10 protein-coding genes are annotated in these 13206 nt (G+C 66.8%); all 10 read right to left on the reverse strand.

Annotation, left to right across the window (positions count from 1 at the left end):
* Nucleotides 1-162: 162 nt before the first annotated feature.
* Entirely contained in the window at nt 163-3096 is a 2934-nt protein-coding gene (gene rne, locus ACZYZ9_RS03850) for a ribonuclease E (protein WP_463824853.1), read from the reverse strand.
* A 316-nt stretch (nt 3097-3412) separates the two neighbouring features.
* The gene (gene ndk, locus ACZYZ9_RS03855; protein ID WP_463824854.1) at nt 3413-3823 is read right to left on the reverse strand and encodes a nucleoside-diphosphate kinase; all 411 of its coding nucleotides are present in this window, start codon (nt 3821-3823) and stop codon (nt 3413-3415) included.
* Between the two features lie 34 nt (nt 3824-3857).
* Nucleotides 3858-4187: a DUF4233 domain-containing protein gene (locus tag ACZYZ9_RS03860; RefSeq protein WP_463824946.1), complete on the reverse strand. Its 330-nt coding sequence runs from the start codon at nt 4185-4187 to the stop codon at nt 3858-3860.
* A gap of 50 nt (nt 4188-4237) precedes the next feature.
* Nucleotides 4238-5674 carry a bifunctional tetrahydrofolate synthase/dihydrofolate synthase gene (gene folC, locus ACZYZ9_RS03865; RefSeq protein ID WP_463824855.1) on the reverse strand — a complete coding sequence of 479 codons (1437 nt, stop codon included), beginning with the start codon at nt 5672-5674 and terminating at the stop codon, nt 4238-4240.
* The gene (locus tag ACZYZ9_RS03870; protein ID WP_463824856.1) at nt 5671-8331 is read right to left on the reverse strand and encodes a valine--tRNA ligase; all 2661 of its coding nucleotides are present in this window, start codon (nt 8329-8331) and stop codon (nt 5671-5673) included. Before ACZYZ9_RS03870 ends, folC begins: the two co-directional genes overlap by 4 nt.
* 60 nt (nt 8332-8391) lie before the next feature.
* Nucleotides 8392-9033 (reverse strand): LysM peptidoglycan-binding domain-containing protein, encoded by a 642-nt coding sequence (locus ACZYZ9_RS03875; protein WP_463824857.1) that lies wholly within the window; start codon nt 9031-9033, stop codon nt 8392-8394.
* A gap of 142 nt (nt 9034-9175) precedes the next feature.
* The gene (locus ACZYZ9_RS03880) at nt 9176-9766 is read right to left on the reverse strand and encodes a DUF937 domain-containing protein (protein WP_463824858.1); all 591 of its coding nucleotides are present in this window, start codon (nt 9764-9766) and stop codon (nt 9176-9178) included.
* 104 nt (nt 9767-9870) lie between these two features.
* The gene (locus ACZYZ9_RS03885; RefSeq protein ID WP_463824859.1) at nt 9871-11127 is read right to left on the reverse strand and encodes a saccharopine dehydrogenase family protein; all 1257 of its coding nucleotides are present in this window, start codon (nt 11125-11127) and stop codon (nt 9871-9873) included.
* Between the two features lie 171 nt (nt 11128-11298).
* Nucleotides 11299-11832: a transglycosylase family protein gene (locus tag ACZYZ9_RS03890; RefSeq protein ID WP_463824860.1), complete on the reverse strand. Its 534-nt coding sequence runs from the start codon at nt 11830-11832 to the stop codon at nt 11299-11301.
* 757 nt (nt 11833-12589) lie between these two features.
* Nucleotides 12590-13195, reverse strand: a complete 606-nt coding sequence (mobA, locus tag ACZYZ9_RS03895; RefSeq protein WP_463824861.1) for a molybdenum cofactor guanylyltransferase — start codon at nt 13193-13195, stop codon at nt 12590-12592.
* Nucleotides 13196-13206: the final 11 nt, after the last annotated feature.

Raw genomic sequence — 13206 nt, forward strand, 5'->3', positions numbered from 1 at the left:
TGCTGCCTGCGTTGGCTCGCGCACGTGCCAGCGACTCTGCGCGGTGGGTGGTCTGGTGCGGGCTTGCGTGTCCCGCTGTCGTCGGCCAGCGTCCGCACGGCCTGACGACAACTGTCCTAGGGTACGTGACCAGCGGCTACAGGGTCAAACCGACCCCGGCCGTCAGTCCCCGTGGATGGGTGGCCCGGCCGGCCGGCCGGCCGCACGCCGCCGGCGCGGTGCGACCGACACCGGCGCGGACACCTGCTCGACGCCGGTGGCGACGCTGACCACGTCGTCCTCGTCGTCGTCGCTGTCCTCGTCTTCACCGTCCTCGTCGTCGTCGCTGTCCTCATCGTCGTTGTCCTCGAGGTCTTCGTCGTCGAGTTCGTCGACATCTTCGTCGTCGAGGTCCTCGTCATCGTCATCGAGGTCCTCGTCGTCGTCAGCATCTTCCTCGTCGTCCGTGTCGTCATCGTCCGTGTCGTCATCGTCCGTGTCGTCATCGTCCGCGTCGTCGTCGTCCTCGTCGGTGTCTTCGATGTCCTCGAAGACTTCGACGGCGGCATCAGCATCCGCAACCGCGCCCTCGGTGGTCTGCTCGGCCTCGACAGATGCGTCCTCGCCCGCGTCGTCGGCGTCATCGTCGTCGTCACGCGACGATGCGGCCATCGCCTTGAACATCGGGTGTTCTCCGGGCGCGTGCGTGGGGACCTTCGCCACCACCGCCTTCTCCACGGATTCTTCGGACCGGTTCTTCTTCGACCGCCGGTTGCGACGGCCGCTGGTCTCGGACTTGCGCCCGGTCGCCGGGGCCGAGTCGACCGGATCGGCGTGCAGCAGAATCCCACGGCCGGCGCAGTTGGGACACGATGACGAGAACGCCTCGATCAACCCGGTGCCCAACCGCTTGCGGGTGAGCTGGACCAGGCCCAGCGAGGTCACCTCCGACACCTGGTGGCGGGTGCGGTCGCGGGCCAGCGCCTCGGTCATCCGGCGCAGCACCAGGTCGCGGTTGGATTCGAGCACCATGTCGATGAAGTCGATGACCACGATGCCGCCGATGTCGCGCAGCCGCAGCTGTCGCACGATCTCCTCGGCCGCCTCCAGGTTGTTCTTGGTGACGGTCTGCTCCAGGTTTCCCCCGGAACCGGTGAACTTGCCGGTGTTGACGTCGATCACCGTCATCGCCTCGGTCCGGTCGATCACCAGCGTGCCACCGGAAGGCAACCACACCTTGCGGTCCATGGCCTTGGCGAGTTGCTCGTCGATGCGGTGCACCGCGAACACATCGGGCCCGTTGCCGTCCGCCGGCTCGTACTTGTTGAGCTTCGAAACCAGCTCGGGGGCAACAGAATTCACGTACTCGTTGATGGTCGTCCAGGCCTCGTCGCCGGACACGATCAGGCTGGAGAAGTCTTCGTTGAACAGGTCCCGGATGACCTTGACCAGGACGTCGGGCTCTTCGTACAGAGCGACCGCGGCGCCGGCCGCTTTCTGCTTGGTCTCGGCGGCCTTGGCGTCGATTTCGTTCCAGCGCTCCTGCAACCGGGTGACGTCGCCGCGGATGTCCTCTTCTTTGACTCCCTCGGATGCGGTGCGGATGATGACCCCGGCGTCCGACGGCACCACCTCGCGCAGGATCTCCTTGAGCCGTTGACGTTCGGTGTCGGGCAGTTTGCGGCTGATACCGGTCGACGAAGCTCCCGGCACATAGACCAGGAAACGTCCGGCCAGCGACACCTGCGTGGTCAGCCGCGCGCCTTTGTGCCCCACCGGGTCCTTGCTGACCTGCACCACCACGTAGTCGCCGGGCTTGAGGGCCTGTTCGATGCGGCGGTCGGACCCGCCCAGACCGGCGGCCTCCCAATTGACCTCGCCCGCGTAGAGCACGCCGTTGCGGCCACGGCCGATGTCGACGAACGCCGCCTCCATCGACGGCAACACGTTCTGCACGATGCCCAGATAGATGTTGCCGACCAGCGATGCCGAAGCCGCAGAGGTCACGAAGTGTTCCACCACGATGCCGTCTTCGAGCACCGCGATCTGCGTGTAGCGGTCGCCGGGGTGCGGCGGCTCGGTACGGACGCGGTCACGCACCACCATCACCCGATCCACGGCCTCACGGCGGGCGAGGAATTCGGCTTCGGTCAGGACCGGCGGGCGCCGCCGGCCGGCGTCGCGCCCGTCCCGGCGGCGCTGACGCTTGGCTTCCAGACGGGTGGAACCGTCGATTCCCTTGATCTCGTTGGAACCGGAACCGCTGCCGTTGTCGCCGCCCTGCTTGCCGCCACCGCTGCGCGGTGCCCGCTCGTGCACGACGGTGTTGGGCGGATCGTCCGGCGAAGGACTGTCGTCGCCTTCCTCGGCGGCTCCGGACTTGCGCCGTCTCCGGCGCCGCCGGCGGCGGCTACCGCCGTCGGCCGAACCGTTCTCGTCGTCGCCGTTGTCGGAGTCATCGGACTCGTCGGCATCGTCGGAGTCCTCGTCCTGGTCGGCACCGTCCGCCTCGCCAGCACGCTGGTCGCCGCTGGGGCCTGCGGAGTCCCCGTTCGGGCTGTCCTGGGGACCGTCGCCGCCCTGCTCGCCACGACCGCGACCACGGCCACGACGTCCCCGGCGACGCCGCTTGTTGGCCGGACGATCTCCCGCTCCCTCGTCGTCAGCATCGCCGGCGCCGTCACTGTCGTCGGAATCGTCGGCGGAGTCGTCGGTGGACTCGTCGTCATCCACTGCCACGTCGACTCTGGCCTCGACCCGCACCGGCTGGGGGGCGACGAACAGCGGCATGTACGGCGGTCGCTCGACGACGCCTTCCGCGGTTTCCAGCATCAGCCGCGATTCCGGCTCGGCACCGGCATCGGGTGCCGCAGCGGTCGCGGGGGCGTCGGGGACGGTGTCGGGCTGGGCCGCCAGGAGATCCCGAACCCGTACCGCGTCGACCTGGTCCACGCTGGAATGCGCGCTGCGGATTCGTCCGTCCAGCGCGGCCAGGGCATCGAGGACCCGCCTGCTGGTGGTCCCCAGGGTGCGCGCGAGCGAATGGACTCTCAGGCGGTCCGGCAGTTCCTGTGTCGGCTCATTTGTCTGGTCTGAAGATGGGGCACCGTCTACCACGTTTCTCCTCAGGCCCCCGGGCGCGTCCTATCGACGCGGCCACGCGAGGGCTTCGCTATGGGTCCGGGTCACTTCTCCCGGACTTGTGATGGTCTCGCGCCGAGCGACCCAGATCGGACCCACTCGGCACCGTACTGAATGACGGCTTGACATGCTGCGCCGCATAGCGGACTGGCGATGGTCGCGCTTGCCCAAGTCTTCATTCGGGTGTCCGCCGCCAGTTCGACGCCGTTCACCCGAGAGTCAGTATCCCACACCCGGGAATGAAGTCCGTCACCCCGGAGACCGATGGCCGGCAAACCGGCCTGAGAAGCGGTTAGGAGCTGGGGAACCAGAGGCCGATCTCGCGTTGCGCCGATTCGGCCGAATCGGACCCGTGCACCAGGTTGAACTGCGTTTCCAGCCCGAAATCACCGCGAATGGTGCCGGGTGTGGCCTTCTCCACCGGGTCGGTGCCACCAGCGAGTTGCCGGAACGCCGTGATGGCGCGGGGCCCCTCGACGACCGCGGCCACCACCGGTCCCGACGTGATGAACTCCAGCAGCGACCCGAAGAACGGTTTGTCCTCGTGCTCGGCGTAGTGGCTGCGGGCCAGCTCGTCGTCGACGTTCCTGAGCTCCAGCGCCGCGATGGTGAGGCCTTTGCGCTCGATGCGGCTGAGTATTTCGCCGATCAACTGCCGTTGCACACCGTCGGGCTTGATCAGTACCAGGGTCCGTTCGCTCACGGTGCCCAAGAGTAGAGGCCCGCCGGTCCTGGCACTAATCCGGCGGCGGTTCGAGGGCCTGAGCCGCCTGCCGGCGTTGCACCTCGGCCCGCAGATAGGCGATCAACGCCCACACCCCGGTGAACAGCAGCCCGATGAAGCCGACGGCCGGATCCAGCAGGAAGCCGGCCACCAGCGCCAGCTGGAACCCCAGATTGACCCAGATCGCCCAGGGCTTGCGCTGCAGTCCGGACAGCACCACCAGCAGCACGGCCACCCCGATCAAATAGCTCAGTGACGCCGCGTGCAAGCCGCCACCGACCGCGCCCACCACCGGTATCGCCAGCAGCACCACGATCGCTTCCAGGATCAGGGTCCCGGCCATCACCCCGGCGAAGCTCTTCCACGGGTCGGGCCGCGGCGGCCCCTGTTCAGTCACTGCGGATCACGCCCGAACAGGGTTCGTGCCGCCCCGGCGGTGACCACCGACCCGGTGATGATGATCCCGGCTCCTGACGCGATCCCGTCCTCGGCACCGGCATCGTCGACCAGGGCGGTTGCGGCGTCGATGGCGTCGCGCATGTTCTCGGCCGTGACCACCCGGTCCGGACCGAACCGCTGCTGCGCCGCCAGCTCGAGCGCCTCGACGTCCAGCGCGCGTGGTGAGCCGTTATTCGTGACGACGACGGAATCGAGCACCGGTTCCAGGGCCGCCAGAATGCCGTCGGCGTCTTTGTCGGTCAGCACGCTGAGCACGCCGACCAGCGTGCGGAAGTCGAATTCGTCGGTCAGCGTCCGGGCCAGCGCGGCAGCCCCGGCGGGATTGTGCGCGGCGTCGATGAAAACCGTTGGGGCGCTGCGCATCCGTTCCAGCCGTCCCGGGCTGGCGACGGCGGCGAAGCCGGCCCGCACGGCGTCGATGTCGAGTTGGCGCTGGGCGCCGGCGCCGAAGAAGGCCTCGACCGCGGCCAGCGCCAGCGCCGCGTTGTGCGCTTGATGTTCGCCGTGCAGCGGCAGGTAGATATCGGAGTACACCCCGCCCAGGCCCTGCAGTTCCAGCACCTGGCCGCCGATGGCGACCTGACGTTGCAGCACCGCGAACTCCGAATCCTGTCGGGCCACTGCGGCATCGGCGCGCACCGACTGCGCCAGTAGCACCTCCATGGCTTCGGGCGTCTGCCGGCCGATGACCGCGACGGTGTCGGGCGCGCCGTCGGGCGCGCGGGTGATGATGCCCGCCTTCTCCCCCGCGATCCCGGCGATGTCGTCGCCGAGATAGTCGACGTGGTCGACGCTGATCGGGGTGATGACCGCCACCGGCGCGTTGATCACGTTGGTGGCGTCCCACCGGCCGCCCATGCCCACCTCGACGACGGCGACGTCGACGGGCGCGTCCGCGAACGCGGCGAACGCCATTGCGGTGAGCACCTCGAACTTGCTCATCGCCGGGCCCCCGGTTGCCTGCGACTGTTCGTCGACCATCTGCACGAACGGCTCGAGCTCCCGGTAGGTTTCGACGTAACGCGCCGGGGTGATCGGCGTGCCGTCGATCGAGATGCGCTCGACCGCGGACTGCAGATGCGGGCTGGTGGTGCGCCCGGTGCGCATCTGCAACGAGGTGAGCAGCGCATCGATCATGCGGGCGACTGAGGTCTTGCCGTTGGTGCCGGCGATGTGGATGGCGGGATAGCTCAGTTGCGGCGAACCGAGCAGATCCATCAGCGCGCTGATCCGGGTCAGGCTGGGTTCGATGCGGGTCTCCGGCCAGCGCTGGTCCAGCAGGTGTTCCACCTGTAACAACGACGCGATCTCGTCCGGGGTCGGCGCCGCGTCGGTGGCCTGTTCGGACCAGTCGGATGCCTCGGAACTCACCGCAGCGCCGCCAATCGCGCGGTGATGCGGTCGGATTCCTCCTGCGCCAACTGCTGTCGGTCGCGAATCTTACCGACGACGGCTTCGGGCGCCTTGGCCCGGAAGTCTGCGTTGGCGAGCTTGGCGGCGGTGGACGCCAGTTCCTTTTGCGCCGCCGCCAAGTCCTTTTCGAGCCGACGCCGTTCGGCGGCGACGTCGATGGTGCCCGACGTATCCAGCTCGACGACCACCGTCCCCGCGCTCAGCCGCACCTCCAGCGACACCGAGGCCGCGAAGTCCGCACCCGGTGAGGTGAGCCAGGCCAGTGACGTCACGGCGGGCACCTGCTCGTTCAGATCGACGTCCTGGACACCGACCAACCGTGCCGGCACCTTCTGCCGATCGGCCAGACCCTGGTCGCTACGGAACCGGCGCACCTCGGTCACCAGTTTCTGCATGTCGGTGATCCGTTGTGCGGCAACGTTGTCCAGCTCGATGTCGGACGAACTCGGCCATTCGGCGATGACCAGCGACTCCTGACCGGTGAGCGCCTGCCACAGCGCCTCGGTGAGGAACGGAATCACCGGATGCAGTAGCCGCAGCAGGGCGTCCAGCCCAGCGGCCAACACCGCCGCAGTGTGCGGATTACCTTGCGCGAGTTGCGTTTTGGCCAGTTCGACGTACCAGTCGCAGAATTCGTCCCAGGCGAAATGGTACAACGACTCGCAGGCGCGGCTGAACTCGTAGCTGTCGAAGGCCGAATCCACCTCGGCCCGAACCTGTTCCAGCCTGCCCAGAATCCAGCGGTCGGCGTCGGTCAACTCGTCGAGGGCGGGGAAAGGTGCCCGGAAGGCTGCTGCCGCGCCGTTCATCAGCGCGTACCGGGTGGCGTTGAACAGCTTGGTGCCGAAGTTGCGCGACGCGCGGACGGCGTCCTCGCCGATCGCCAGGTCACCCCCGGGACTGGCCCCCCGCGCCAACGTGAACCGCAACGCATCCGCGCCGTATTTGTCGATCCAGTCCAGCGGGTCGATGACGTTGCCCTTGGACTTACTCATCTTGCGGCCGAATTCGTCGCGGATCAGACCGTGCAGGAACACGTCGGTGAACGGCACCTGGGGGCCGCGCTGACCGGCGAGGGTGATGGTGTCGTCGCCGCCGACGAACGTGCCGAACATCATCATCCGGGCCACCCAGAAGAACAGGATGTCGTAGCCGGTGACCAGAACGCTTGTCGGGTAGAACTTTTCCAGTGCGGCGGTCTGTTCCGGCCAACCCAGAGTGGAGAACGGCCACAGTGCCGAAGAGAACCACGTGTCCAGCACGTCGGGGTCCTGCTCCCACCCGTCGGGCGGTGTCTCGTCGGGACCGACGCACATCTGCTGGCCGTCGGGCCCGTACCAGATCGGGATGCGGTGACCCCACCACAGCTGGCGCGAGATGCACCAGTCGTGCATGTCGTCCACCCACGCGAACCACCGCGGTTCAAGACTGGCGGGGTGAATCACGGTGTGCCCGTTGCGAACCGCGTCGCCGGCCGCCTTGGCCAGCGACTCCACCCGGACCCACCACTGCAGCGACAACCGTGGCTCGATCGGCTCACCACTGCGCTCGGAGTGCCCGACACTGTGCAGATAGGGCCGTTTTTCGGCCACGACTCGGCCCTGCGCCGCCAGTGCCTCGCGCACCGCGACCCGGGCCTCGAAGCGGTCCATGCCGTCGAACTGCGTCCCGGTGCCGACGATGCGCCCCTTGGTATCCAGGATCGACGGCATCGGCAACTGATGCCGCAATCCGATCTCGAAGTCGTTCGGGTCGTGGGCGGGGGTGACTTTGACTGCGCCGGTACCGAATTCGGGATCCACATGCGCGTCGGCAACGACGATCATCTCGCGGTCGACGAACGGGTGCGGCAACTTGGTCCCGACCAACTGACGGTAGCGCTCGTCGTCGGGGTGTACCGCAATGGCGGTGTCACCCAGCATCGTCTCGACCCGGGTGGTGGCGACCACGATGTGGGGTTCGGCGTCGTCGAGGGAGCCGTAACGGAACGACACCAACTCGCCCTCGACGTCCTGGTAGTTGACCTCGAGATCGGAGATGGCTGTCTCCAGCACCGGTGACCAGTTGACCAGTCGCTCGGCTTGATAAATCAGCCCGGCGTCGTAGAGCCGCTTGAACATCGTCCGTACCGCCCGCGACAGACCTTCGTCCATGGTGAACCGGTCACGGCTCCAGTCCACGCCGTCGCCCAACCGGCGCATCTGACCGCCGATCGCGCCGCCGGACTCCCGCTTCCAGTCCCACACCTTCTCGACGAACAGTTCACGGCCAAAGTCTTCCTTGGTCTTGCCGTCGACCGCGAGTTGTTTCTCCACCACGCTCTGGGTGGCGATGCCGGCGTGATCCATGCCCGGCTGCCACAGCACCTCGTAGCCCTGCATGCGCTTGCGACGGGTGAGCGCATCCATCATGGTGTGCTCCAACGCATGACCCATGTGCAGCGTGCCTGTCACGTTGGGCGGCGGCAGCACGATCGAGTACGGCGGCTTGTCGCTGTGCGGGTCCGCGGTGAAGTAGCCGGCATCCAGCCACTTCTGGTAGATGGCGCCCTCCATCGCGGCCGGATCCCACGACTTGGGCAGCTGGTCGTCGGCGGGGCGGGGGCTGGCGGTCACCGCACAATTCTAGGAACCGCCAGCCGCGCCGCCGGGTTGGGCCTCCGAGACCGGAGCCGATTACGGAATCGTGAGCACCTGACCGGGGTAGATCAAGTCGGGGTTGGGGATGCCGCTGGCGTCCGCAATCAGCTGGTACTTGCTGCCGTCGCCGTAGAAGCGCTCGGCAATGGCCCACAGCGTGTCGCCGGACTCGACGGTGTGGGTACGGGCAGCAGGCTCGGCCGGGGGCGGTTCGGCGGGTGCCTCTTCGTGGGATTCAGCGACGGCGTTCTGGGCCGGCTCGTCTGAACCCCACCAACCGCCCTTGGCGGACTCGGAACCGGACTTCTCTGCCTCGGCGACCGGCTCGGGGGGCGGGGGCGCGTCGGTCTCGGTTTTGGTCGACCACGCGGCTTTACCGTCACCGGCGTAGAGCACCAGGTTGCGGTCGTCCTGCAGGACCAGCCGGACCTGCTTCTTGCCCTTGGTGTCGCTGTGCCACACCGGCTTGTCCGACGTGTAGAGCACGAAGTTGCCATCGGTCTGCACCTCGGCGCGCACCACATTCTGACCGTTGGTCCCGGTGTCCCACAACGGCTTTCCCCGAGCGGCCAGCACCAGGTTGCCGTCGTCCTGCAGGGTCAGGGTGTAGGCGCCGTTGTTGGAGACCAGCGACTCCCCTCTGACCAGCTTCTGTCCTTCGGTGAGCGTGTCTGACATGACTTACCCTCTCCATCCCTGTCGTTTCCAAGTACGGTCGACACCCGCCGACCGTCCGTCCTGGTACCCCTGAACACAGACTTACCCATCTTGCTGCGCCCGAAACAGGTTTGCACTCAGCGCAATCCTGTTGTCGCACAGTCTATTTCTTGCCACCGAGGAGCCCGCCGAGGATGTCCCCGAGGCCACCGCCCTTATTGCCCAGCACGCTGCCCAGGATGCCGCCGAGTGACTTGTCGTTGCCGCCGCCGAGGATGCTGCCCAGGATGTCTCCCAGCCCGCCACCGGACGTCCGTTGCTGCGACGCCGTGGTCTCGGCGGCGGCGCCGTCCGATCCAAGTTGTTTGCCTATGTACGCCAACACAATTGGCAGCACGACCGGCAGTAGTTGCTTGAGCAGGTCCCTGTTGCCCGCGCCCCCGCCGGCTAGCGCCGCCGCCACCTGGTCGGTGTCCTTGCCGCCGAATAGGGTCGCCACGGCCTGGTGCCCGTCCTGCTCGTCGACCTGGTCGACACCGCCGCCGGCGTCAAGCAGGCCGCGGGCGGCGTGGCCACTGGCTGCCGATTCGATCTTGCTGGCGTGCTCGGGATCTTGGGAATTGTGCTGCAGACCGCTGAGCAATACCGGCACCAGCGTGTGTACCGCCTTTTCGACTTCGCCTTGGTCGGCATCGAGTTTGGTGGCGATGTCTGAGGTGGGAATCTGCGCATACAGGTCATCGAGTCCGGCCATCGCTGTCCACCTTCGTTGCTGGTATGAAAGACGCCCCGATTCGACACTAGACTCGCGCGATCTGGTTCGTCACCCCTGGACGCAGCCCAATTTCAACCCGCACGTCAAATTAACCGTTCGGTCTCCAGCGAGATACCCGCGCCCGGGAAGCGGGCCAGCAGCGCATCACCCATGGCGGCCGCCGGGGTCAGCACGCCGTGCAGGTCAGGAAGCTTGTCGCGGTCCTGTGCCAGCGCGAGGCCGCATTCGCCCAGCATGACCGAGGTCGCCTTATACCCCGGGTCGCCCCGCTGTTCCATGCGCGCCACGTAGCGGGCGCCGGACGTCGTCGTGGTGTAGGTCTCGACTTTGTAGTAACCACGCTCGCGGGCCTGGGCACTGGGACCGGTGCCGGGTTTGGGCAGTACCCGTTCCATCAGGTTGGCGGGCAACAGACCGAGGAAGCGACTGCCCAAGCCGAACACCGCGTTGCTGGCACTGGTGATCAGAGCAGAGGCCACCGGGGAGATCGCGGAAGATCCGAGGTTCATGCTCTCGGCGTAGCGGAACTCGCGGCCGTACGCCCAGTCCAGCAGTGCGTTGCTCCGCCGCACGATCCGAGTGTTGTACGGGGCCATCACGAACCCCGCCGTCCACAAACCGTTGAGCTCCGGCGCGATCTGGCGACCACGCCGCAAGGGCAGATCGGGTTGCGGTCCGACATCGGGTTCTGCACCGCGGTCATCGCTGAGGGTGTAGGGATCCAGGAGCTGACGGCGCACCTCGGCATCTTTGGACGCAGCGCGCATCAGTTCGAGCATCGATGCGATGGTGCCGCCGGACAGTCCACCCCGGAAGGAACGCACCACGAGGTTGGTGTCGGTCAGATCTCCCGCGTCGTCCTGCTGAGCGGCGCGATGCAACGCAAATACGGTCAGATCGGATGGCACCGAGTCGAATCCGCACGCGTGCACGATCCGGGCACCGGTATCGGCGGCCTGCTTGTGGTAGACGTCGATGCTCTCCCGGACGAAGTTGGCCTCGCCGGTCAGGTCGGCGTAGTCGGTGCCGGCGGCGGCGCACGCGGCCACCAGCGGCAGCCCGTATCGGGTGTAGGGACCTACCGTGGTGATGACCACCCGCGTGCGGGCGGCCATTTCCTTCAGGCTCGACGGGTCGGTGGCATCCGCGGCTACTTCAGACCACTGCTCTGCCGACGCGCCGATGGACCGTCGTACCTCTGCCAGCCGCTCTTTCGACCTGCCGGCCAGGGCGATGCGCGCATCGCCACCGGCCCGGGCCAGGTATTCCGCAGTCAGCTTGCCGACGAAGCCGGTTGCGCCGTAAAGGATGATGTCGAATTCGCGTGGCGTATCAGTCACCCGCCCGACGCTACTCCCGGCGATGTGGGCAAGCTGGCGCGGTCTGCGTCACCGGCCCCGGTCACTGCTCGGCGGACTCGCCCCAGCCCGTCGTTTGACCTGCCAACAGCGACACCCGATACGACGAAGTGCCGGGCCCGAAGGCCCGGCACCCTGCCGTACATCAGTTGATCAGCCGCGTCGACCGCAGACCGGCCACGCGCCGATGCCCTGCGAGTGCAGCACATTCTCGGCCACGCGGATCTGCTCCTCACGGCTCGCGCCGGCAGCGGAACCCGCACCACCGTTGGCACGCCAAGTGCTCGGGGTGAACTGCAGACCACCGGAGTAGCCGTTACCGGTGCTGATGCCCCAGTTACCACCGGACTCGCACTGCGCGATCGCGTCCCAGTTCACGCTGTACGCCCTGGCCGGCGCGGGCGCCGGAACCTGGTCGACAGGCGGAGCATCCGGGGCGGGCAGGTTGGGGTCGAAACCAACCGGCGCATCCGGGGCCGGCGGCGCATCCGGGGACGGTGCGGTGGGGTCGAATGCCACGGGCTCGGGCGCCGGCGGCGCGTCGGGAGCCGGGGCGTTCGGGTCAAAACCAGGCGCCACGTTCGGGTCCACACCCGGGACATCCGCATGAGCGATGCCGGTAGTCGGCACGGTCACGAGCGTCCCTGTAATCGCGGCGACGATGAGCGTCTTGCGGACGTTCTTCAACCTATTTCCTTTCGTTGCGCGCGCGCTGAAACCAGCCCACCGAAGTGGGTTGAGGGTTGTGATTGGTGCATAAAATCGCTTCAGGGCGTGCCGTCTCGTTTCGGCACGACAGCGGAGGACTCAATCGTCCGGGGCGGCCGGTGGCCAGTCACCCGTCGGGGCGACCCACCTTGGCGTCGTCCCCAGTTCCGCTCACACGCGGGTCCGTGGATTCAATTTTTGATCTATTTACCGCGCCCGTTTCTGGGCTAAATGGACCGTACGATAACGATTTGAATTCGTCACCTCGATGATGCGGATATCTCGACCGGATCACGGACTGATCACGAGTCGAATCCAGAATGATCACTGCAGGTCATCAGCGCATTCCGGCACGACGAACAAGGGGCGGTGCGAGCAACGCTTCGTGAGCCGAATCACGCACTAATTGTGAGCTGGGACACCGGATTTCGATATCCGACATGCGAACAAAACCAGCCTCGCACAAAGCTTATCGGAGTGACCAGAGCCACAAACAAGTTCGATAGTGACCTAGACCAATTCAGCCGGCCGCAGTGCACTGATCCTCTAGATACCCACTTTTGCAACACTTCTCGCGAAGGCGCCCGAGTTCGAGCGGCATTAGCGCTGACGAGCAATGCCCGTCAAACGCCGTTGTATGCATCGCGTTTAGCGACAATGACCGCATCTACAAGCAGATCATCAACCAATAACGTAATGAAGTCCCCAAACGCGTTGGGGCGCCTCGGATGCCGGGTCAGCGGGCCGAGCGGGCCGGCGCCCGCAGGTCCGACTCGGTGTTCACATTGGTCAACACATCGGTGTCGGCCAGCACGATCTGCTGGGAGTCCGATGCGTCGATCAGCGCACTCATCTTGCGCTGGCCGGCAGCGACCAGCGCATCGATCCGGTCGGCCAGGTCCGTGCGGTACACCGCTGCCAGATAGTGGCTGCGGCCATCCCACGGCATCACCACCTCGGCGTCCGTCTCCGCGGCGAGACGCATCAGGTCGTCGATCAAATCCGCTGTGAGAGAAGGCATGTCGACCGCCGATACGAATGCCCAGCGGGCTCCCGCCTGGGCTGCCGCGCGCAGGCCACGACCGGTTGCCGGCAACGGTCCGAGGCCGCGAAGTTCGTCACGCAGAATTGGCACCGGCAAGGCAGGCAGGGGCTGCCCCGGAGCCGCCACCACGTAGACCGGTGAGCAGCGCTGACCGAGGACGTCGACAACATGCTCGACCAACGTGGTGGAACCACCCGGCACGGTCAGAGTGGCCTTGTCGCGACCCATGCGCCGCGACTCTCCGCCGGCAAGGACCACCCCGGCCAGCGAACCGGCGGCTGCACCCTCGTCAGACACCTGCGCTGCCA

It is taken from the genome of Mycobacterium sp. IDUB_28 (assembly GCF_055419285.1).

Bases quoted from the DNA above. Each gene is read 5' to 3' on its own strand.
- ACZYZ9_RS03880 (WP_463824858.1), bottom strand. From the start codon at position 9,766: ATGGCCGGACTCGATGACCTGTATGCGCAGATTCCCACCTCAGACATC.
- ACZYZ9_RS03875 (WP_463824857.1), bottom strand. From the start codon at position 9,033: ATGTCAGACACGCTCACCGAAGGACAGAAGCTGGTCAGAGGGGAGTCG.
- ACZYZ9_RS03860 (WP_463824946.1), bottom strand. From the start codon at position 4,187: ATGGCCGGGACCCTGATCCTGGAAGCGATCGTGGTGCTGCTGGCGATA.